Here is a 21,666-nt window from a genome sequence, read left to right on the forward strand (position 1 = left end):
TTGGTTCAGATATCAGACGTCCAGATTGGCGACGTTCAGCGCATTCTCCTGGATGAATTCGCGGCGCGGCTCGACCACGTCGCCCATCAGCCGGGTGAAGATCTCGTCGGCGACATCGGCCTGTTCGATCTCGACGCGGAGCATCGAGCGGACCTGCGGATCGAGCGTCGTCTCCCACAATTGCTCGGCATTCATTTCGCCCAGCCCCTTGTAGCGCTGGATCGCCAGACCCTTGCGGCCCGCAGCGAGGATCGCATCGAGCAGCTGCGACGGCCGTGCGACCATCGTCGACCCCTTGGCAGCGGTCGCCACCGGCGCCTGCGCGGGCGCCTCGGTTGCGGCGGTTTCATCCTCGGCCGCATCGGCTTCGGCCTGCGCGGCGGCGGCGGCCTTGGACGACACGATCCGTGCGGTCTGTTCGTAGGCTTCCTGCTGCTCGACCGCGAGGCCGTGGAGCTTCCGCGCCTCGGCCGAGCCGAGGAACGCGCCTTCGATGATGTGATGATCGGTCACGCCGCGCCACACGCGCTCGACATGGAAGCCGCCATCCTCGGCGAGCCGCGCCGACCAGCGCGCCTCGGGATCGCCGGCATCGAGCCCGCGCACGACCTGCACGACGACTTCACGCCGCGCCTCGAGATCGAGCGCCGGATCGAGCGCACCACCCATCGCCAGTGCCTCGACGATCGTCGGATCGTAGCGCCGCGGGATGTAGCGCATCAGCGTGCGCATCCGCCGCGCATGGTCGACCAGCATCCGCAGATCCTGGCCCGAGCGCGAACCGCCCTGCACGCCCTCGAGCACGGTGCCGGCGACGCCCGCCTCGACGAGATATTCGTCGAGCGCGCTGTCGTCCTTGAGATACACTTCCGACCGCCCGCGCGTCGCTTTGTAGAGCGGCGGCTGCGCGATGTAGAGATGCCCGCCGGTGATGATCTCGGGCATCTGGCGGTAGAAGAAGGTCAGCAGCAGCGTGCGGATATGCGCGCCGTCGACGTCTGCGTCGGTCATGATGACGATCTTGTGGTAGCGCAGCTTTTCCACGTTGAAATCGTCGCGGCCGATGCCGGTGCCCATCGCCTGGATCAGCGTGCCGATCTCCTTCGACGACAGCATCCGGTCGAAGCGCGCGCGCTCGACGTTGAGGATTTTCCCGCGCAGCGGCAAGATCGCCTGGAAGTGGCGATCGCGCCCCTGCTTGGCCGAACCGCCGGCCGAGTCACCCTCGACCAGGAACAGTTCGGACTTGGCGGGATCGCGCTCCTGGCAGTCGGCGAGCTTGCCCGGCAGCGAGGCGATGTCCATCACGCCCTTGCGCCGCGTCAGCTCGCGCGCCTTCTTGGCGGCTTCGCGTGCGGCGGCAGCGTCGATGATCTTGGCGACGATCGCCTTGCCGTGCGCAGGGTTTTCCTCGAGCCATTCGGCGAGCTTGTCGGCCATCAGTGACTCGAGCGGCTGGCGGACTTCGGACGAGACGAGCTTGTCCTTGGTCTGCGAGCTGAACTTCGGATCGGGCAACTTGACCGAGACGATCGCGGTGAGCCCCTCGCGCATGTCGTCGCCGGTCAGCGTGACCTTCTCCTTCTTGAGGAGCCCCGACTTCTCGGCATAATTGTTGAGCGTGCGCGTCATCGCCGCGCGGAACGCCGCCATGTGCGTGCCGCCGTCGCGCTGCGGGATGTTGTTGGTGAAGGCGAGGACGTTCTCGTAATACGAATCGTTCCACTCGAGCGCGACGTCGATCGTCACGTCGTCGCGCGTGCCGGAAATCGCCACCGGCTCGGGCATGAGCGGCACCTTGTTGCGATCGAGATACTTCACGAACGCGGCGATCCCGCCCTCGTAATAGAGCTCGACCGTCTTGAGATCGGCATGGCGCGCATCGTTGAGATACAGCCGCACGCCCGAATTGAGGAAGGCGAGCTCGCGGTAGCGGTGCTCGAGCTTGTCGAAGTCGAACTCGGTGATCTTGAAGGTGGCCGGGCTCGGGAAGAAGGTGACGCGCGTCCCCTTCTTGCCCGGCGCCGGGCCGACGATTTTGAGCGGCGCGACGGCATCGCCGAACGCGAAGCGCATGTAATGCTCCTGCTCGTCGCGGAAGATCGTCAGGTCGAGCCATTCGCTGAGCGCGTTGACGACCGAGACACCGACGCCGTGGAGACCGCCCGAAACCTTGTACGCGTTGTCGTCCGATGTGTTCTCGAACTTACCGCCGGCGTGGAGCTGGGTCATGATGACCTCGGCGGCGGACACGCCCTCCTCGGTGTGGATGCCGGTCGGGATGCCGCGGCCGTTATCCTCGACCGAGACCGAGCCGTCGGCGTTCAGCGTGATGTCGATCCGGTCGCAATGCCCGGCGAGCGCTTCGTCGATCGCATTGTCGGAAACCTCGAACACCATGTGGTGGAGGCCCGAGCCGTCGTCGGTATCGCCGATATACATGCCGGGGCGCTTGCGAACGGCGTCGAGGCCTTTGAGCACCTTGATCGAGTCGGCGCCGTAATCATTTGTATTTGGGTCTTCTGCCATGCCCAGCATATAGGGTCGATGGCCGGAAAACGGAAGCAAAATGGCATTTCCCGGCCCGGGACTCGCGCTCCCGGGCCGGATGCGCTCACTTCTCGACAATGAACGGCAATTGCCCGCCGCCCGCGCTATAGGTCGGCAGCTTGCCGTCCCATTTCTCGATCGCGCGCTGGCGCAGGATCTCGGGGTTGGCGCGCAGTGCGTCGCCCTCGATCTGCGACGACTTCGCCTTGCCTTCGGCGTCCGCGATGCGCGCATCGGCATTGGCCTTCACGGTCGCGACGTTCGCCTGCGCGGCGAGCGCCGCCTGTTCGTTGGCGATCTTGGTGTTGATCTGTCCGAGCACCTGATCGGGCACGCGGATGTTCGATGCCCAATAGAGCTGCTCGACGTGCAGCCCGACCGGTTCGAGATAGCGATCGACGTCGCGCTGCACCAAGGACAGCAAGGCGGCTTTCTTGGGCCCATAGATTTCCTCGACCCCGAGCGCGGCGGCTTCCTCGTTGAGTGCGCTGCGCACCGCGTTGCGCAAAGGTCCTGCAACGATCCCCGCCATGTCGATGCGATATTTCTGGAACAGGATCGGCGCCTTCACCGGATCGACGCGATACGCCACCGACACGTCGGCCGACAGGTTCAGGCCATTGCGATCCTGGAAGGGAAACTCCTCGTCGATGCCGGTCTGTTCGGTGGTCGACTTGGTCCAGGCATAGGTCGAGGTGTAGATCGGATATTGGTAGATGTTGGTGCCGAACGGCGTGAAATACCAGCCGACGCCGAGCGCATGATCGGCGACCCCCGCCGCGCTGCCGAAATTGCTCACCTTGATGCCGACATGCCCCGGCTCGACGCGACTGCACGAACTCATCGGCAGGATCGCGATCAACGGGATCAGCAGCAGGGGTGCGAAACGAACGAGTTTAGTCATGGTCCCTATCCTTGTCATCGTTTGGGTCCAGCAGGAGGAGAGTGAATTCGCGCGTCAGCGCGGTGACCGACAGGAAGCCGGCGACGAGCGCTGCGAGCGCGATCAGCGCGGCGGCGACATCGGCCGCATCGCTATGCAGGTTGAACAGCGTGGGGATGATGAAGCCGAAACAGGCCAGCTCGCAGACGAGCAGCCCCGCGCAGCGCAAGCCAAAGCCGACGAGCCACAGATCCAGCGATTTCATGAGGGAAGTTTGCCTTCGGACGCCCCCGATAGGATGCCGGGGCCGCAGTGCATCGCCTGATGCGCGAGGCGGAATATCTGCTCGTTACGGGAGCGCTACAACGGGAATCGGCATCCGCGCGGCGCAATCATGCGTGCGTCTGTTGCACGATGAAAAACGGCCCCGGCGAGGATCGCCGGGGCCGCAGGTTGGAGGGAAAAGGATCAGAAGCGGTCGGCGCGCTGGCCGAGCAGGGTGACCTCGACGCGGCGGTTCTGGCGCATGCCGTGCGGCGTGGTGTTGGGCGCGACCGGATTGGCCTCGCCATGCCCGACGACCGAGAAGCGCGCGCGCGTCACGCCCATCTGGTCGAACGCGGTGCGCACCGCATCTGCACGGCGCTCGGACAGCGCCTGGTTGTGCGCATCGGTGCCACGCGAATCGGTATAGCCGTCGATCGCGACGCGCACGCCCGACTCGGCGCGCAGATAATTGGCGAGCCCGCGCAGCTTGTCGATCGCGCCGGGACGCAGCACCGCGCTGTCCGTCGCGAACAGCACGTCTTCGTCGAGCCGCATCATCGCGCCGCGCGACGTCTGGCGGAAGCCGTAGCCGCGCATCGCGCCGCGATCCCAGCCGCCGCCCTGCGGGCCGCGCTGCTCGACGACGACGACACGATCGCGCGCTTCCCAATCGAAGCGGTCGCGGCGCGGTCCAGCGACCTGGGCGAAGGCGCGGTTGGCAGCGTCGGCCTCGCGCGGCTGGATGCGACCGTCGCGGTTATAGTCGAAATTGCGCATCACGAACGCGCGACCACGGTTGGTCGAGCGCAATTCGGGATAGAGGATTGGCACGCCAGCGCCGATTAGGCGGTACTCGCGGTCACCGTGGCGGCCGCCGCCCCAGTCCCAGCGGTCCTGCGCGGATGCGGGGGCTACGCCTGCGCCAAGCGCGATCGCTGCGGCAGTTGCGGCGAGAATGGTCTTGCGAAATGTCGTCATCGGATACTCTCCATGGCCCCCGCCAAGGGAGGTCAGATGCCCCCGAGCGCTTGAACGCCGCGTGAGTTCCGCTGACAGGCGCGGTTCAGCCGCCGAGCGTCAAGCGCACCGCCGGCGCGCCGAGATCGGCGAACAGCGCATCCTCGGTCCCGGTCATCCACACCTGGCCCTTGCCGGCGAGTCGCTCGAACAGCGCTGCGCGACGCACCGGATCGAGATGCGCGGCGACCTCGTCGAGCAGCAGTACTGGCGGGCTGCCGGTGCGCTCGGCGACGAGATCGGCATGGGCGAGGATCAGCCCGAGCAGCAGCGCCTTCTGCTCGCCGGTCGAGCACAGCCCGGCCGCCTGCTGCTTGCCGAGATGCGTGACCACGAGATCGCTGCGATGCGGCCCGACCAGCGCGCGGCCGGCCGCAGCATCACGCCCGCGTCCGTTCGCCAGGTCAGCGGCGAGCGTTGCGCCGCCGCCGGTCCAGCCTTCGAGCGCGAGTCCCGCACGCGCGAACGGGCCGTCGACCTGCGCGGCAAGCCGTTCGGCGAGCGCGGAGACGGTCTCGCGGCGCGCGGTGTCGATCGCGACGCCATGCTCGGCCATCTGCGCCTCGAGCGCGGTGAGCCAGTCGCGATCGGGCGGCAGATCGTCGGCGAGCAGGCGATTGCGCGCGCGCATCGCCGCTTCGTAGCGATTGGCATGGACCGCATGGCCGGGCGCGAGCGCGAGCGTGAGCCGATCGAGAAAGCGCCGCCGCTCGCCGGCGGGCTCGACGAACAGCCGGTCCATCGCTGGCGTGAGCCACAGCACCGTCAGCCATTCGGCGAGCGCGGTCGCCGCGACGGGCGATCCCTGGACGCGGACGATGCGGCGTTCGGGTGCGGCGGGCTGGGTGCCGGTGGCGATCGCGACGTCGCCGATCAGGTCCGCGGCAACGCCGAAGCCGCCGCTGCCGCCTTGCCGCGCCATCTCGCCCAGCGCCGCACGCCGCAGCCCGCGGCCGGGCGAGAGCAGGGATACCGCCTCGAGCACGTTGGTCTTGCCCGCACCATTCTCGCCGGTCAGCACGACGAAGCCGGGGGCGGCGGCGATCGTCAGGTCGCGGTGGTTGCGAAAGTCACTCAGGATCAGGCGCGTCAGCATTGCTCAGCGCCTTAGCCGGTTTTGGCGCGACGCCACCCGCCTTTTGTCATGGGCGCGGCTAGGCGGCGAGACGCTCGGCCGGCGCGGCGGCATCGCGGCGCGCGCTGAGATAGGAAGCCATCGCCGGGCCGAGCTCGCGTTGCGCGGTCAGATAGGCGGTCGGCGTCGCGATCCGCAGGCGCGACCGCGCCGCGGCGAGCGGTTCGGCAAGCAGGCGCTGATAGTCCTCGCCCGAGATCCAGCGCGCGCGCCGGCCGTTGCGATAGCCTTCCCACACGGCGCGGGCGAACAGCGTCCCGCGTGTCACGCGCAGGCTCTTGAGCGCTGCCGCACCGCCGATGAACGCCCAGCCGAGGCCACCGACCTGCGCATAGGAAAAGGCGACGAGGCACGCCTCGCCCAGGCTCTCGTCAGCCTGATAGCCGGTCAGCACATGCCAGATGTCGTGCGTGTCGCGGACACGGCGCCCGAACCAGGCATAGGGATGGCGGACCTGATCCTCGCTGATCACCTGGCTGACCTGCACCAGCCCGTCGGCGGAATAGCCGGTCGTCTCGAGGAAGTGGCGATAAGCCGCGCCGACGGTGCCCGGCGCGAACTGCGCGACGAACGCCGGATCGGACAGCCGCTCGGCGAGCTCGACCTGCTCGCACGCCAGCCGCCCGCCCTCGGCGGTCGCGATCAGCCGCGCATAGTTCATCGGTGCATTGCCGACGTTGAGCGCGCGCATGATGCGGAAGACCTGCGTCGTGTCGTCGCCATCCGCCATCAACTTGCGGATCGCGTCGAAGGCGGTGCGCCAATCGCGGCGACCGCTCGTGCCGGGAAAAGCGGGAAGCTTGGCCATCGACTCGACTCCTTACTGACACTGCTGTCAATAAAGACGCCCGCGCGATCGGTCAAGCCGGGCGCGCGGACCGCTCGCCGCTCAGACGCGCATCGGCATCAGCACGTAGAGCGCGGCCGACTTGTCATTCTCGCGGATCAGCGTCGGCGCGGCGGCGTCGGCGAGGTGGACCTCGATCGTGTCGCCGTCGAGCTGGCCGAGAATGTCGAGCAGATAGCGGCTGTTGAAGCCGATCTCGAAGCCCAATGCGACATAGTCGCCGGGCACTTCTTCCGCCGCGGTGCCGTTTTCGGGCGAGGTCACCGACAGGATGATCTTGTCGCGATCGAGCGTCATCTTGACCGCGCGCGTCTTCTCGGTGGCGATCGTCGAGACGCGGTCGACGCCCTCTTCGAAGCTGCGCGGATCGATCTTGAGGATCTTGTCGTTGCCGGTCGGGATGACGCGGCTGTAATCGGGGAAGGTGCCGTCGATCAGCTTCGAGGTCAGCAGCGCCTGGCCGAGATCGAACCGGATCTTGGTCGGCGACAGCGACACGCCGACCGAGCCGTCGACCTCGTCGAGCAGCTTGCGCAGCTCGGCGATGCACTTCCGCGGGATGATCACGTCGGGCATGCCCTCGGCGCCATCGGGGCGCGGCATCGTCACGCGCGCGAGGCGGTGACCGTCGGTCGCGGCGGCTTTCAGCACGGGGCCCGCCCCGCCGGCGCCGCTATCGTCCGAGACGTGCCAGAAGATGCCGTTGAGATAGTAGCGCGTTTCCTCGGTCGAGATCGCGAAGCGCGTCTTGTCGATGATCTGCTTGAGCGTCTCGGCGGGCAGTTCGAACGACACGGGCAGCTCGCCCTCGGCGATCACCGGGAAGTCGTCGCGCGGCAGTGTGCCGAGCTGGAATTTCGCGCGGCCCGCCATGATGGTGAGCTTGCCCTCGGCCGCGGCGAGCGACACCTGGCTGCCTTCGGGCAGCTTGCGGCAGATGTCGAACAGCGTGTGCGCCGACACCGTCGTCGCGCCGGGCTGGTCGACCGCGGCGGCGATCGTCTCATTGATCTGCAGGTCGAGATCGGTCGCCATCAGCTTGAGGCCACCCTCGGCCGTCGCCTCGATCAGCACGTTCGACAGGATTGGAATGGTATTGCGCCGCTCGACCACCGACTGGACGTGGCTGAGGCCCTTCAACAGGGTCGCGCGTTCGATCGTCGCCTTCATGTCGTTCCCCCGGGCCGAATTCGCCCAATCTTCCCACCGAATCTGTGCGTTTTCAGCACATCCGGGGGCAATACGCCGTATCCCTTTCCTTAAACATAAAAGGGGCCGGAGCAAGCGCTCCGACCCCCTTCATCAGCCGGCAAAATCTTGCCGTTCTGGATCAGAAACGGACACCCAGGCCAACGACGACCTGATGGCGGTCGGTGTTGACGTCGAAATTGTTGGTGTTCGCGCCGTTGGCATATTCCAGGCGCGCATCGCCATAGTTGGAATAGCGATATTCGACCTTGGCGTAGGTGGTGTTGCCGATCTTCTGCTCGACACCGGCGCCGACGCGGTAGCCGTCGAGGTTGTAGTGGTTGCCGGTCGTGGTCGTGCCGTCGTTCGCGGTCAAGTCGAGCCGCGCGTTGGTGTAGCCGCCCTTGGCATAGATCATCGTCTTGGGGGCGACGACATAGCCGAGGCGGGCGCCGGCATAGAGATCGCGGCCTTCCTTGACGCGGCCATAGCCGAGCGCGCCGGCGCTGGCCGGAGCGTTGCTGACGTTGGCGGTCGAGCCGGTGATTTCGCCTTCGACGCCGATCACGACGCCGTGGAACGCCGCGTCATAGCCGATGTCGCCACCGTAGGTGAGGCCGTCGGCCTTGCGGTCGCTGCCGATGTCCGAGTTCGGACCGCGGCCCGGCTGGAGCTTGTCATAGCCGAGGATGACGCCGGCGCGGGGACCGGTGAAGGTTGCATCGTCACGCGACGGCGGCGGGCCGTCCTGGGCGAAGGCGGGGGCGGCCAGGCCGAGCGTGAGGGCTGCGGTTGCAGCGGTGAGAGCGATCTTGCGCATTGGGGTAACTCCGTTGGTACACATCCACCGATCCCTGGTGGGGATGCTCAAATAGGCGGCGGCGACGGGAGTTGCATGAACCTCAGACAACAAGGAAAACCGTTGCTTTTGCGCCACACGGGGTTGAAAGCCGGGCCATGGAATCCAACGCCCCATTGCGACCACGAAGCGGCCCCAAAAGAGCAGGGCGGGATTTCATCGCGCGACATGGCGAGACGGTATTCAATGCCGCCGGGCGGCTGCAGGGCGACCATCCGCACACCCCGCTGACGCGCGCCGGTTTCGCGCAGGCCGACGAAATGGGACGGGCGTTGCGCGCGCAACTGGGGGCGCGGCCGGCGCTCACCTTATGGGCCTCGCCGACCGGGCGCGCGCTGCAGACTCTGGCGGTGATCGCCGAGCATCTCGAGCTCGACTGGCACGCCGCGCGGACGGACCCGCGGCTGGTCGAGATCGGCACGGGAAGTTGGGGCGGGCGCTATTATGCCGCCCTCGCGGCGGAGGGCGCCAAGGTCGTCGATCGCGAGCATGGGCTGCTCTTCCCGGCAGAAGATGGCGAAACCTATCCCGAAATTGTGGCGCGTGTGTCAGGATGGCTGTCCGACACCGACGGCGATTCCGGCGACCGGCTCGTCATCATGCACGGAATTTCGAGCCGCGTTCTGCGCGGCGTGATGACCGGTGCGCCCGATCTGGCCGGTTTCGGAGCGCCCGCGGCGCCGGGTTTGCCGCAAGGATCGGTGGTGTTGATCGAGCAGGGCGTCGAGTCGGTCGTCCACCGCGGCGCGGGACACGCGCCAGCGTGATGCGCTGGGGAGCCCTCGCGCTGCTGCTCGCGAGCCCGGCGGCGGCGCGCGACTCGCTCGGCATCTTCGATCGCTGGGGCGCGTTCAGCGATCTTCCGCAACGCTGCTACGCGATCGCGCAGCCAGCGCAGGCCGGTGGCGCCTCGCGCTGGCGGCCGTTCGCCAGTGTCTCCACCTGGCCGGGCCAGGGGGTCCGCAACCAGTTGCACATCCGCCTCAGCCGCGAGCGCAATCCGCAGTCGCGCGTCACGCTCTCGGTCGGCGAGCGCCGCTTCGAGCTGGTCGCGGGCAGCGCCGACGCCTGGGCACCCGATTCGCGCACCGACGCCGCGATCGTCGCGGCGATCCGGTCGAGCCGCAGCATGAGCGTCGAGACGCTTGCGCGGACCGGCACGCCGTTCGCCGACGTCTATACGTTGCGTGGCGCGGCGACCGCGATCGATGCCGCGGCGTTGGGGTGTGTCGCGCGGTGATGCGCCCACGCCACCTGCACGGGCGGATCGCTGTCGCGGCTCAAACCCAATCGCGCTACGGCGTATAATTGCCGTCGAACTTTTTTAGGTCGTCATCGATCTCATACCAGGCCGGTTTCGACGCGACGTTCAAATGCGCCGTTGGGCGAAGCCCCGGATCATCGTCCAGCGCCGATGCGGCGACGACGTAGATCGACCCCGATTGCAGTTCGCCCAGCGCTGATCCGCATGCCCGGCAGAACGCCCGGGCGTGAGTCCACGGTTCCTGCGGCGGTATCCGCGCGATCTGACCCTCACCACGGATCAAATGGAAGTCCTCGGCAGCGCCGATCAGCACCGCCGCGAACACCCCCTCTGCCTTGCGACATCGGCTGCAATGACAATAACTGAGGGAGCGCGGCAGGCCCGAAATCTCGAAGGCCACCGCGCCGCAAAGACAGCTTCCATGGATCATGAGCACCCCCTCAATCTCGGAACATAAAGCGAACATGCCGAGTGGTCAATCAGACGGCGGTGTAGCCTGCCACGCGGGTGGAAAAATTTTTGCAAATCGACTATATCGGCACGATGCCCAACTCTGCGACGACTTTGATGGCCATTCCCGGCCATATCGACCCCGTGCCCGTGCCCCGCGCCTTCGTGCCGCGCAGCGATGGGCGGATCGACTTGCTCGGCCTGTCCAAGGCCGATCTGCGGCTCGCGCTCGAGACCTCGCAGCTCGAGCCCAAGCAGGCGAAGCTGCGCGCAAAACAGCTGTGGCACTGGATCTACAATCGCGGCGTGCGCGACTTCGCGCTGATGACCGACATCGCCAAGACGATGCAGCCGTGGCTCGAGCAGCGCTTCGTCATCTCGCGCCCGCAAGTGGTCGAGGCGCAGGTGTCGACCGACGGGACGCGCAAATGGCTGCTGCGCTCGGACGACGGCAATGATTACGAGATGGTCTTCATCCCCGATGCCGATCGCGGGACCTTGTGCGTATCGAGCCAGGTCGGCTGCACGCTCAACTGCCGCTTCTGCCACACCGGCACCATGCGACTGGTGCGCAATCTGACGGCAGGCGAGATCGTCGGCCAGGTGATGCTCGCGCGCGACGCGCTCGGCGAATGGCCGAGCCAGCCCGAGGGGCGGATGCTCACCAACATCGTGATGATGGGGATGGGCGAGCCGCTCTACAATTTCGACAATGTCCGCGATGGCTTGAAGATCGTGATGGACGGCGACGGGCTCGGCCTGTCGCGACGCCGCATCACGCTCTCCACCTCGGGCGTCGTGCCGCTGATGGCGCGCGCCGGCGAGGAGATTTCGGTCAACCTTGCCATCTCGCTACACGCAGTGACCAAGGAGGTCCGCGACGAGCTGGTGCCGATCAACAAGAAATACGGCATCGAGGAATTGCTCCAGGCGTGCGCCGATTATCCCGGCGCCAACAATGCGCGCCGCATCACCTTCGAGTACGTCATGCTCAAGGACAAGAATGACAGCGACGCCGATGCGCGCGAGCTCGTGCGGCTGCTCAAGAAGTACGATCTGCCGGCCAAGGTGAACCTCATCCCGTTCAACCCGTGGCCCGGCGCGCCGTACGAATGCTCGACGCCGGAGCGGATCAAGTCCTTCTCGAACATCGTGTTCGACGCCGGGATCAGCGCGCCGGTGCGCACCCCGCGCGGGCGCGACATCGATGCGGCGTGCGGCCAGTTGAAGACCGCGAGCGAGAAGATGAGCCGAGCGGAGCTCGATCGCCAGGCCGAGGCGAAGCTGGCGGCGCTGGGCTGACCGAACGCTCGGCCACCGTCCGTTCTTGCTGAGCCTGTCGAAGCACGGCCTTCCTTTTTCCGGCGTTTGAGGAGAAGGACAGCCCTTCGACAGGCTCAGGGCGAACGGATATTGGTGTGACGGCTTCCACAATCGCGCTCGCCGCGGGCGCGGGTATTCTCGGCGGGGCGATGAACGCGCTCGCCGGCGGCGGCACCTTCGCGACGCTCCCCGCGCTGATCGCGCTCGGTCTTCCCGCCAACACCGCCAATGCGACCTCGAACGTCGCGCTGCTGCCGGGGGCTGCGACCAGCGCCTGGGCGTTTCGCGACGAACTCGCGCCGATCGGCGGCGTGCGGCTGCGCATTCTGTCGGCGATCACCTTCGGCGGCGGGCTGGCGGGCAGCGCGTTGCTCGCGCTGACGCCGACGCATGTCTTCGACCTCGTCATCCCCTGGCTGCTGCTCTTTGCGTTCGGCGTGCTCGCCTTCGGTGCGAGTGCGGCGGATGCGCTGCGGCGACGCGTGGCGATCGGCGCGCGGACGCTGATCGTCGCGCAAGGGCTGCTCGGCATCTATGGCGGCTATTTCGGCGGCGGCGTCGGGCTGATGACGACCGCCATCTATGGCTTGCTCGCCGGAGTCTCGCCGCGCGCCTTGTTCGCGCCGCGCACGCTGATGCTCGCGGTCGCCAATGCCGCCGCGGCGATCGTGTTCATCGCGGTCGGGCTGGTCGCGTGGAGCGCGTGCCTGCCGATGCTCGCGGGCGGGATGCTCGGCGGCTGGGGCGGGGCGCATATCGGCAAGCGCCTGCCTGCGGGCGTGGTGCGCGGCTGGACCTTGCTCGTCACAGCGGTGACGACGGGCGTGTTCTTCTGGCGCGCCTACGGCTGAGCGGGCGCGCCACCCTGCAGCGCGACCAATGCCGCGACGAGCTTGGGATCGTCCGATTCGGCGATCGTCGCCTTGTAGGCGCCACGCATCTTGGTCACTTCGGCGGCCCACTGCTCAGGGGTGAGCTTGGGTTGCGTCAGGATCAGCTCGGCCGAGTGGCACGCGGTGCAGTTGGTCGTGATGATGTCGGCGCTGGCGGGCAGGGTGACCGTCTCGGTCGGCAGCGTGATGCTCTGCGAGCTGATCGCGATGCTCTGCGGCGTATCGCCGCCGCGCATTTCGTGCGGGGCGGCATAGCGCTGGCAGCCAGCAAGCGTGACGAGCAGGGCGATAGCTGGGATGACGCGCTTCATGCGATGGAGACCTTCGCGGTTTCGATCACGTTGCGCATATAGCCGCCGGGGTTCCAGATCGCGTCGGACTGCTGCGTGATCCCCTTGGCGTTGGTCGCGCGCACCGCCACCAGATGATCACCGTGCGGCAGCGTCGCGGCCCAGCGGCGGAAGCCATACTGCCCGTGATCGCGCCCGAGCTGCGCTGCGTGCCAGCGCGTGCCGTCGATCGACCATTCGACCTTCGCCACGCCGGCATCGCCGCCCATCGCGATCCCGCGGACGGCCTGCGCATCGGCCTTGGTGAAAAAGGCGCGCGGCAGCATCCGACCGATCGGCGTGGTCGGGAAGTCCTTCGCGCCGGGGGTGACGCTCGCGCGCGGTGCGGTCGGGACGCGGTAGGCCTTGTCCATCCAATAGCCGGTGTCGGGCGCGGTCAGCAGCTCGATCGAATCGAGCGCCTTGACCCAATAGGTCGAATAATAGCCCGGCACGATCAGCCGCAGCGGGAAGCCGTTGAGCAGCGGCAGCTGCACGCCGTTCATGCCGTAGGCGACGATCACGTCGGCGCTGCGCGCCTGTGCGAGCGTGAGCGTCTTGGCGAACCACGGCGCGTCGCCCGGTGGCCGGTCGAGCCCGGCGAACTTCACGTGGCTGCCCTGCGCCCCAGCGCGATCGAGCAGGTCGGCGAGGCGGACGCCGGTCCACACCGCATGGCCCATCGCGCCATTGCCCCATTGCGCGCCGGGCACGCGCGGCGCGAAGAAGCCGCGCGAATTGCCCGAACATTGGTTGACCGCGGCGATCTCGACCGCCGGCAGCGCCTGGAGCTGGTCGAGCGACAGCGACAGCGCGCGTTTGACCGCACCCTTGATCGTCAGCCGGAACGCCGCGGCATCGACCGACAGCGGAATGTCGGCATAATGCCAGCGCACGAAGAACCGGTCGTTGGGCGTCGCCGGATCGTCCGACAGCGCGCCGTCGAACGCCGCCATCGGCGTTTCGAGCAGCGGCCCGCGCGTGCGCTGCAGGATCATCCCGGTCTTGCCAGGGAAGGCGTCGGTCAGCGCACGCCGCCCATTATGCTCCGACAGGCCGAGATCGATCAGCGATTGCGCCCACAAGGGGCTGCTCGCCAGCGCGCCTGCGCCGAGCGCCCCAGCTCCGAGAGCAAGCGCACCGCGACGGCCGACCGGCTGGCGGAGCAGGTCACCCATGCTGGATCGCCAGCGGCGCGAAGCGCGCGACCTGCTTGCCGACCATCCGCAACTGCTCGACCACGGCGGGATCGTTGGCGCCGCCGGCTTCGTCGAACTTGGTGACCTGCGAATTGACCGCGGCGGCAAACGGCGTCGGCCAGCCGCGCAGCGCGTGGACGATCGAGCGCAATGCCGCGATCGTGCTACCCGTCGCCTGCCAGCCATAGGCCGTCGCGATCAGCCCGACGGGCATGTCCGCCAGATAGGGACGGGCTTCGTCGCGCGCGGTTTCCTCGAGCAGGTCGAGCGCATTCTTGACCACGCCCGAAATGCTGCCGTGATAGCCGGGCGAGGCGATGATCAGCGCGGACGCCGAGCGCACGGTGTCGACGAAATCGCGTTCCTCGGGCGTGCGGCTCGTCGCCTTGGGGTCGTAGAGCGGCAGCGCGCCCATCTCCGCGCCGCCGAACAGCCGGGTGCGGAAACCCTCGGCGCCGGAAGCTTCGAGTGCGATCGCCAGCGCGCGTTCGGTCGAGGAAATCCCGCCGATCGTCCCGCCGATCCCGACGACGAGCGGCAAAGCGGAAGAGGCGTCGGACATGATCATGGCTTTCGGCAGACGGGCAGGAGCGGCCTGACGCGCGTCTGATAGCGGTGTCAGGTCGGTGCCTCAAGGAGGAAGTGGCGCGCGCGCGACCCTATCCCGCGACGTGCGCTTCGGGCAAGGGAGTGGTCACGATGCGGTCGGCAACTTTCCTCGCATGCCTGCCGCACGGCTGCTAGGGCGCTGGCGATGCACCGGCTGCGCTTGCACCTCCTGTCATATACACCTAATACACGCTTTCGCCGTTGCGGGATCTGATCATGCGTTTCTTCTCCTCCGATCGCCGCGCCCGGACGCCCGACGCCGACGACGCGCTCGAGCTGACCGACGGCCTGCCGCCACCCGATCGTCGCGCCGATTCGCCCTACGCGCCGAACGGCAGTTTCGATTATGCGCGCTATGCCGCGGCGATGCCGGTCGCTGCGCGTCGCAATTATTTCCGATGGGTAATGCGCGCGATCGCCGCGCTGATCATCCTGTTCGTCTTCGCGGTCGGCTGGCTCGCGGTTACCGCGCCGTTGTCGAAATCGCTCCAGCCGCCGACGCCGCCGAGCGTCACCTTGCTCGCCGACGATGGCAAGCCGTTCGCGCGGCGTGGCGCTGTGATCGACGCGCCGGTCGACGCCGCCAAGCTGCCCGCGAACGTCACCAACGCTTTCCTCGCGATCGAGGATCGGCGGTTCCGCTCGCATTGGGGGGTCGACCCGCGCGGCATCGCGCGCGCCTTCTTCCACAACGTGACGTCGAAGGGACGCGACCAGGGCGGCAGCACGATCACGCAGCAGCTCGCCAAGAATGCCTTCCTCGATTCGGACCGCACCGCCGCGCGCAAGATCCGCGAGGTGATGATCGCCTTCTGGCTCGAGGCATGGCTGACCAAGGACCAGATCCTGTCGCGCTATCTGTCGAACGTCTATTTCGGCGACAACGTCTATGGCCTGCGCGCCGCCGCGCGGCACTATTTCGCGCGCAAGCCCGAGAATCTGTCGATCGGCCAGGCGGCGATGCTCGCCGGGCTGGTCAAGGCGCCGTCGAAGCTCGCGCCGACCACCAACCTGGCGGGCGCGCGCGCGCGCGCGAAGCTCGTCGTCGCGGCGATGGTCGATGCCAAGTTGCTCGACCGCGACGAGGCCGCCGACGTGCGCCCGGCGCGCGTCGTGCCCGAGGCCAAGGCGCCGCTCCCCAACGGCACCTATTTCGCCGACTGGGTGCTCCCCGCCGCGCGCGACCATGCCGGCGAGATCGCGACCGAGACGACGGTGCAGACGACGCTCGACCGCCGGCTGCAGGCCGCCGCCGAGCGCGCGGTGAAGCGTGCCGGGTTGCGCCAGGCGCAGGTCGCCTTGGTCGCGATGCGGCCCGACGGGCGGGTCGTCGCGATGGTCGGTGGGCGATCGTATAGCGAGAGCCCGTTCAACCGCGCGACGCAGGCGCAGCGCCAGCCGGGCTCGGCGTTCAAGCTGTTCGTCTATCTCGCGGCGATGCGCCGCGGCATGACCCCCGATTCGGTGATCGACGACAAGCCGATCACGATCGCCAACTGGTCGCCCAAGAATGCCGACGGGCGCTATCTCGGCCCGATCACGCTGCGCCAGGCGTTTGCGCGCTCGTCGAACGTCGCGGCGGCGCGGATCACGCAGGAGGTCGGCGTCGCCAAGGTGATCCAGGCGGCGCGCGATCTCGGCGTGACCTCGCCGATCCCGAACGAAGCGACGATCGCGCTCGGCACGTCGAGCATGTCGCTGCTCGAGCTGACCTCGGCCTATGCCGCGGTCGCTGCCGAGCAATATCCGGTGCGCGCGCGCGGGCTCGAGGATCCGCCCGAGCGCGGCGTGCTCGCGACGCTGACCGATCGGACGCATGCGCTTGACGGTACCGTGCACGACGAAATGCTCGACCTGCTCTCCGCCTCGGCCGAGACGGGGACGGGGCGGGCGGCGGCGCTGTCGGTCAAGACTTACGGCAAGACCGGGACGACGCAGGACAGCCGCGACGCGCTGTTCATCGGCTTTGCCAATGGAATCGTCGCCGGGGTGTGGGTCGGCAATGACGACAATACGCCGAATGCGGGCCTGTCGGGCGGCGGGATTCCCGCGCGCGTCTGGCGCGACTTCATGCAGCAGGCGCTCGGCGTCGGCGCGGCGGTGGTGGCGCCGCCGCCCGAAGCGGACATCGTCGATCCCGACGCGGGCAACGGCTTTGGCGAAACGCTCGACAATTTCCTCGACCCCGCCAACATCCCGCCGGTCGAGGGCGAGATTCCGGGGATCGGGCGCGTGCGGCTGCGCGGTGGCGAACTGGATTTCCAGCCGAATCGCCCCGACGAGCGCGATCGGCGGCGGCGCGACCGCTATGACGATCGCGCGCCGCCGCGCGATCCGCGCGAATATGACGACGAGGGCTGATCGCGCGAGTTGACGTGGTGCGAGGGGCCCCGCAAGAACGGGGCATGCGCTTCTTCTCCGACAATGCCGCCCCGGTCCACCCCGCCGTCCTCGCCGCGATGGCCGACGCCAACGTGCTCGACACCGCTTATGACGGCGATGGCTGGAGCAAACAGCTCGACGCGCGCTTCTCCGAGCTGTTCGAGACGCCGGTGCGCGCCTTGTGGGTGCCCTCGGGGACGGCGGCGAACTGCCTCGCGCTCGCCGCTCTGTGCCCGCCGTACGGTGCGATCGTGTGCCACCGCGACGCGCACATCCAGAATGACGAAGCCGGCGCCCCCGAATTCTACACCCACGGCGCCAAGCTGCTGCTCGCCGAAGGGACCGGCGCCAAGCTGACGCCCCAGACGATCTCCGCGGTGCTCGATGCGACGCGCAACGACGTCCACCAGGTTCAGCCGCACGCCATCTCGATCACCAACGCGACCGAATATGGGCTGGTCTACACCCCCAACGAGGTCGCCGCGATCGGCCACCTCGCGCGCGAGCGCAAGCTCGGGCTGCACATGGACGGCGCACGCTTCGCCAATGCGGTCGCGCATCTCGGCTGTGCACCGGCCGACGTGACGTGGCGTGCGGGCGTCGACGCGCTGAGCTTCGGCTTCGTCAAGAATGGCGGGATGAGCGCCGAGGCGCTGATCTTCTTCAAGCCCGAACTCGCCGACGCGACGCTCTATCGCCGCAAGCGCGCCGGGCTGCTGCTGTCGAAGGGCCGCTATCTCGCCGCGCAATTGCTGGCGATGCTCGAGGGCGGGCTGTGGCTCGATCTCGCGCGGAACGCCAATGCCGGGGCGGCTTTGCTCGCCACCGCCGCGGGCGACCGGCTCATCAACCCGGTCGAGGCGAACGAGATGTTCCTGCGCGTCACCGCCGCCGAGGCCGAGAAACTGCGCGCGCTGGGCTTCGACTTCTACGATTGGGGGCCGGGCGAGGCGCGACTGGTGACGTCGTGGAACCAGCGGCCCGACGACATCCGCCCGCTCGCCGACGCGATCGCGGCGCTTTGAGCGCGCAGGCACAGCCTAACTCGAGCAAGCTGGCGATCCTCATCCCGTTCGGGATCGTCACGCTGATCTGGGGCTCGACCTGGCTGGTCATCCGCCATCAACTGGGCGTGGTGCCGCCGAGCTGGTCGGTCACCTACCGCTTCCTCGTCGCCGGGGTGGTGATGCTCGCTTATGCCGCGATCAAGCGCGAGGGCATCCGGCTCGACGCGCGCGGGCTGGTCTTCGCGACTTTGCTCGCGCTCGCGCAATTCTGCCTCAACTTCAACTTCGTCTACCGTGCCGAGCAATTCGTCACTTCTGGGCTGGTCGCGGTCGTCTTCGCGCTGATGCTCGTGCCCAATGCGGTGTTCGGGCGGATCTTCCTCGGCCAGAAGCTCGGGCGCCAGCTGGTGATCGGCATGGGCGTCGCGATGGTCGGCGTCACGCTGCTATTCGTGCGCGAGGCGCAGGTCGATCCGCACGGCCCGCGCCAGGTGCTGACGGGGATCGGCTTCACGTTGCTCGCAATCTGCTCGGCGTCGAGCGCCAACATCATGCAGGGGACGCAGACCGCGCGCGCCTATCCGATGGCGCCGATGCTCGGCGTGGCGATGCTGATCGGCGCCGCACTCGATGCCGCTGTCGCCTGGACGCTGACCGGCCCGCCGGTGGTCGAGCTCAGCTGGAGCTATCTCGCGGCCACGCTGTATCTCGGCGTGTTCGCCTCGGCGATCGCCTTCACGCTCTATTTCGGCGTGATCCGCGTGATCGGCCCGGCCAAGGCGGCCTATTCGGGGGTGATCACCCCGGTCATCGCAATGCTGCTGTCGACGCTGTTCGAAGGCTATGTCTGGTCGTGGCTCGCCGCGGCGGGGTCGGCGCTGGTGATCGGCGGGCTGGTCATCGCGCTGAGGGCACGCAGGCCGGCGCGGTAATCGCGATAGACCGGGCGCCAGCCGAGCACGCGCCTGGCCTTGCCGTTCGCGATCCGGCGGTTCTCGGCATAGAAACCGCGCGCCATTGCCGACAGCGACTCGAGCGCGACGAAATCGGGGGCAGCGCGCCCGAGCAGCCGCGCGGCGAAGGCGACGACGTCGTTCTGGCTGGCGGGAAGATCGTCGGCGAGATTGTAAGCGCCCGCCGGCCCGTCGAAGCCCGCGATCACCCCCGCCACGATATCGGCGACATGGACGCGGCTGAACACCTGCCCCGGCGCGTCGACGCGGTGCGCGGCACCGCTCGCGACGCGGTCGAGCGGCGAGCGGCCGGGCCCGTAGATGCCGGGCAGGCGGAAGACGCGGGCGCCGAGCGCCAGCCACGCCGCGTCGGCATCGGCGCGCGCGCTGCGCCGGCCCGTCCCGGTCGGTGCGCTTTCGTCGACCCACGCTCCGGCAGCATCGCCATAGACGCCGGTCGAGGAAAGATAGCCGAGCCAGGCGTCGCTTCTGGCGAGCGCGTCGCCGTAGCCGACGAGCACCGGGTCGCGCTCGTCCGCGGGTGGGACCGACGACAGGATGTGCGTCGCCATCGCGATCTCGCGCAGCACCGCGGCGCTGTCGTCGAAGCGTATCGTTCCGTCGCGACCGTCGCGGGTGGTGCCGACGACGGCATGGCCATCCGCACGCAGTTCGGTCGCCAGCGCTTGGGCGGTGTAGCCGAGCCCGAAAATCAGTAGCCGCATGGGTTCATCGCTTTCCGCTCCGCCCTATCACTGCGCTTCCCGACCTTCGCCGGGGAAGCGCAGCCAGAGCGCAAGCGCGCTCCTCACTTCGCGCCATAGCCGTTGTAGAGCAGCCCGAAAAAGTCGCCCTTGTTCCAGCGCGGCCGAGCGTCGCCGTCGGCGATCTCGCGGGCGATCGCATAATTGGCGTCGACGAAGCGGATGCCCTGCGCCCAGTCGATCGGCTGCGACACGTCGTCCGACGGCTTGTGATAGCGATTCGCCATGAAGTCGGCGGTGGCGGCCTTGCCCGGGCCCTTCTGCCCCGGCCACAGGAAGACCGAGGGCACGCCCTGCTGGACGAAGCGGTAATGGTCCGATCGCACGAAGATCCCCTGGCCGGGGTCGGGATCCGGCGACATCGCCACGCCGAGCGTCGCGACCGCCTTGGCGACGATCGGCCCGAGCGTCGAGCGATCCGCGCCGAACACCGTCATGTCCTCGAACGCATAGGTCAGGATCGGCATGTCGAGATTGACGTCGGCGACGATCCGCTCGATCGGCACGGTCGGATGCTTGGCGAAATAGTCCGAGCCGACCAGCCCCTTCTCCTCGGCGGTGACCGCGAGGAACAGGATCGAGCGGCGCGGGCGCTTGCCCGATGCCTTGAAGCGGCGCGCTTCCTCGATCAGCGCGGCGATGCCGACGGCATTGTCCTCGGCGCCATTGTAGATGGCGTCGCCCTTCGCGTCGGGCGTGCCGACGCCGAGATGGTCGAGATGCGCGGACAGCACGACCACCTCGCGCGCGAGCTTGGGGTCGCTGCCCGCGATCATCCCGGCGACATTGCCGCTGGCGGCGGGCTCGAAGCGCGTTTTCAGCGCGACCGCGGCGGTGATGTTGAGCGCTTCGGCGCGAAAGACCTGATTGCTGTCGGCGACACGCGCGGCGATCGTCGCCCACGGCGTCTTGGCGCGCGCGAACAGCTTGGCCGATCCGCTCGCGCTGAGCGTCGCGAGGATCGGGACGCCGGCCTGCTCGCCAGTGCCGTCGGGTCGCGCCCAGGTCGTGCGGGTCCGGTCGAACCCGGCGCCGGCTTGCCACAAGGGCGCGCGGGTCAGCACGATCGCGCCGACCGCGCCGTGCGCCGCGGCAATCGCCGCCTTGGTCGCGACGCTCTGGAAATGCGCGCGCTCCTCGCTCTGGAAGCGCAGCGGCGCGCCGCCGAAGAAGGCGACGATCTTGCCGCGAACGTCGACCCCGGCATAATCGTCGCGCTGATAATTGGGCGCGACCAGCCCGTATCCGACGAACACCACCGGCGCGTCGCGCACCGTCTGCGCCGCGCTGGCGACGACGCCGGGGGTGTAATCCTCGCCGAACACCAGGCTCACCGGCGCCGTGCCGGCATGCGTCAGCACGACATCGCCCTTGTCGGCGGCGCGGTAGCCGACCAGCGGGACCTTCTGGATATAGCTGCCGCGATCGCCCGCCGGCGTGAGCCCGGCGGCGAAGAATTGCGCCGCGACATAATCGGCGGCGATCATATATTCGGCGCTGCCGGCCTCTCGGCCGCGCAGCGAATCGGCGGCGAGGAACAGCACATGCGCCTTGAGCGCGGCCTGGTCGTCGGGCAGCGGCGCATCCTGCGCCATGCTCGCGCTCGCCATCATCAGGGCTGCTACCGCCAGAAACCGCACCCGCATGTCGATCCTCATCTCAAGTCGCGGTGCGGTACCACAGCGCGGCGCGCGCACAAGCGCAGCGATTTCGGTAGCGAGCACCGGGCGTGCATCCTACATCGAGC

The 21,666-nt window shown here is 68.1% G+C and carries 21 protein-coding genes; 7 read left to right on the plus strand and 14 right to left on the minus strand.

Annotated elements, in window-relative coordinates; translation table 11 throughout:
- Positions 1-12 precede the first annotated feature (12 nt).
- From gyrB to U1872_RS11940, 8 genes are all read right to left on the minus strand, one after another.
- Positions 13-2,529, minus strand: a complete 2,517-nt coding sequence (gene gyrB / locus U1872_RS11905; protein ID WP_189676450.1) for a DNA topoisomerase (ATP-hydrolyzing) subunit B — start codon at positions 2,527-2,529, stop codon at positions 13-15.
- Between the two features lie 85 nt (positions 2,530-2,614).
- On the minus strand, positions 2,615-3,454 hold the full coding sequence (locus U1872_RS11910) for an SPFH domain-containing protein (RefSeq protein WP_332793111.1): 840 nt from the start codon (positions 3,452-3,454) through the stop codon (positions 2,615-2,617).
- Positions 3,447-3,698 carry a hypothetical protein gene (locus U1872_RS11915; RefSeq protein WP_332793112.1) on the minus strand — a complete coding sequence of 84 codons (252 nt, stop codon included), beginning with the start codon at positions 3,696-3,698 and terminating at the stop codon, positions 3,447-3,449. The genes U1872_RS11910 and U1872_RS11915 overlap by 8 nt, the downstream gene beginning before the upstream one ends.
- Positions 3,699-3,901: 203 nt before the next feature.
- Positions 3,902-4,678, minus strand: a complete 777-nt coding sequence (locus U1872_RS11920; protein ID WP_332793113.1) for an OmpA family protein — start codon at positions 4,676-4,678, stop codon at positions 3,902-3,904.
- An 85-nt stretch (positions 4,679-4,763) separates the two neighbouring features.
- Entirely contained in the window at positions 4,764-5,813 is a 1,050-nt protein-coding gene (recF, locus tag U1872_RS11925) for a DNA replication/repair protein RecF (RefSeq protein ID WP_332793114.1), read from the minus strand.
- Between the two features lie 58 nt (positions 5,814-5,871).
- On the minus strand, positions 5,872-6,660 hold the full coding sequence (locus tag U1872_RS11930; RefSeq protein ID WP_332793115.1) for a Coq4 family protein: 789 nt from the start codon (positions 6,658-6,660) through the stop codon (positions 5,872-5,874).
- Between the two features lie 81 nt (positions 6,661-6,741).
- Positions 6,742-7,869 carry a DNA polymerase III subunit beta gene (dnaN, locus tag U1872_RS11935; RefSeq protein ID WP_332793116.1) on the minus strand — a complete coding sequence of 376 codons (1,128 nt, stop codon included), beginning with the start codon at positions 7,867-7,869 and terminating at the stop codon, positions 6,742-6,744.
- 160 nt (positions 7,870-8,029) lie between these two features.
- A complete protein-coding gene (locus U1872_RS11940; protein WP_332793117.1) occupies positions 8,030-8,707 on the minus strand; it encodes an outer membrane protein in 678 nt (225 codons plus the stop codon).
- Between the two features lie 137 nt (positions 8,708-8,844).
- Between U1872_RS11940 and U1872_RS11945 the strand changes: the two genes are divergently transcribed.
- Together U1872_RS11945 and U1872_RS11950 are read left to right on the plus strand one after the other, a co-directional pair.
- On the plus strand, positions 8,845-9,513 hold the full coding sequence (locus U1872_RS11945; RefSeq protein ID WP_332793118.1) for a histidine phosphatase family protein: 669 nt from the start codon (positions 8,845-8,847) through the stop codon (positions 9,511-9,513).
- On the plus strand, positions 9,513-9,986 hold the full coding sequence (locus tag U1872_RS11950; RefSeq protein WP_332793119.1) for a hypothetical protein: 474 nt from the start codon (positions 9,513-9,515) through the stop codon (positions 9,984-9,986). The genes U1872_RS11945 and U1872_RS11950 overlap by 1 nt, the downstream gene beginning before the upstream one ends.
- Before the next feature lie 55 nt (positions 9,987-10,041).
- Here U1872_RS11950 and U1872_RS11955 read toward each other — a convergent pair whose 3' ends face one another.
- Positions 10,042-10,440, minus strand: a complete 399-nt coding sequence (locus U1872_RS11955; RefSeq protein WP_332793120.1) for a GFA family protein — start codon at positions 10,438-10,440, stop codon at positions 10,042-10,044.
- Between the two features lie 113 nt (positions 10,441-10,553).
- Here U1872_RS11955 and rlmN point away from each other — a divergent pair, with 113 nt between their 5' ends.
- Positions 10,554-11,762, plus strand: coding sequence for a dual-specificity RNA methyltransferase RlmN (gene rlmN, locus U1872_RS11960; RefSeq protein WP_503654685.1), 1,209 nt, complete (start codon positions 10,554-10,556; stop codon positions 11,760-11,762).
- Between the two features lie 116 nt (positions 11,763-11,878).
- Positions 11,879-12,634: a TSUP family transporter gene (locus U1872_RS11965; RefSeq protein WP_332793121.1), complete on the plus strand. Its 756-nt coding sequence runs from the start codon at positions 11,879-11,881 to the stop codon at positions 12,632-12,634.
- Here the strand turns inward: U1872_RS11965 and U1872_RS11970 are convergent.
- From U1872_RS11970 to U1872_RS11980, 3 genes are read right to left on the minus strand one after another with little or no spacing between them, the layout of a single operon-like run.
- The gene (locus U1872_RS11970; RefSeq protein WP_332793122.1) at positions 12,625-12,987 is read right to left on the minus strand and encodes a cytochrome C nitrite reductase; all 363 of its coding nucleotides are present in this window, start codon (positions 12,985-12,987) and stop codon (positions 12,625-12,627) included. The two genes, U1872_RS11965 and U1872_RS11970, sit on opposite strands and share 10 nt — an antisense overlap.
- Positions 12,984-14,183, minus strand: a complete 1,200-nt coding sequence (locus U1872_RS11975) for a molybdopterin-dependent oxidoreductase (RefSeq protein WP_332793123.1) — start codon at positions 14,181-14,183, stop codon at positions 12,984-12,986. The genes U1872_RS11970 and U1872_RS11975 overlap by 4 nt, the downstream gene beginning before the upstream one ends.
- Positions 14,176-14,766 carry an NADPH-dependent FMN reductase gene (locus tag U1872_RS11980; protein WP_332793124.1) on the minus strand — a complete coding sequence of 197 codons (591 nt, stop codon included), beginning with the start codon at positions 14,764-14,766 and terminating at the stop codon, positions 14,176-14,178. Before U1872_RS11980 ends, U1872_RS11975 begins: the two co-directional genes overlap by 8 nt.
- Positions 14,767-15,029: 263 nt before the next feature.
- Between U1872_RS11980 and U1872_RS11985 the strand changes: the two genes are divergently transcribed.
- From U1872_RS11985 to U1872_RS11995, 3 genes are read left to right on the plus strand one after another with little or no spacing between them, the layout of a single operon-like run.
- Positions 15,030-17,174, plus strand: a complete 2,145-nt coding sequence (locus tag U1872_RS11985) for a transglycosylase domain-containing protein (protein ID WP_332793125.1) — start codon at positions 15,030-15,032, stop codon at positions 17,172-17,174.
- 44 nt (positions 17,175-17,218) lie between these two features.
- Positions 17,219-18,220, plus strand: a complete 1,002-nt coding sequence (locus U1872_RS11990; RefSeq protein ID WP_332793126.1) for a threonine aldolase family protein — start codon at positions 17,219-17,221, stop codon at positions 18,218-18,220.
- Complete coding sequence (locus U1872_RS11995) at positions 18,217-19,134, plus strand: DMT family transporter (RefSeq protein ID WP_332793127.1); 918 nt, start codon at positions 18,217-18,219, stop codon at positions 19,132-19,134. Before U1872_RS11990 ends, U1872_RS11995 begins: the two co-directional genes overlap by 4 nt.
- On the opposite strand, the gene U1872_RS12000 is transcribed toward U1872_RS11995, so the two are convergent.
- Together U1872_RS12000 and U1872_RS12005 are read right to left on the minus strand one after the other, a co-directional pair.
- Positions 19,044-19,880, minus strand: a complete 837-nt coding sequence (locus U1872_RS12000) for a Rossmann-fold NAD(P)-binding domain-containing protein (RefSeq protein ID WP_332793128.1) — start codon at positions 19,878-19,880, stop codon at positions 19,044-19,046. The genes U1872_RS11995 and U1872_RS12000 overlap by 91 nt on opposite strands.
- Before the next feature lie 83 nt (positions 19,881-19,963).
- A complete protein-coding gene (locus tag U1872_RS12005) occupies positions 19,964-21,565 on the minus strand; it encodes a M20/M25/M40 family metallo-hydrolase (protein WP_332793129.1) in 1,602 nt (533 codons plus the stop codon).
- Positions 21,566-21,666 lie beyond the last annotated feature (101 nt).

It is taken from the genome of Parasphingomonas frigoris, assembly GCF_036663815.1.
Taxonomy (GTDB): Bacteria; Pseudomonadota; Alphaproteobacteria; order Sphingomonadales; family Sphingomonadaceae; genus Sphingomonas.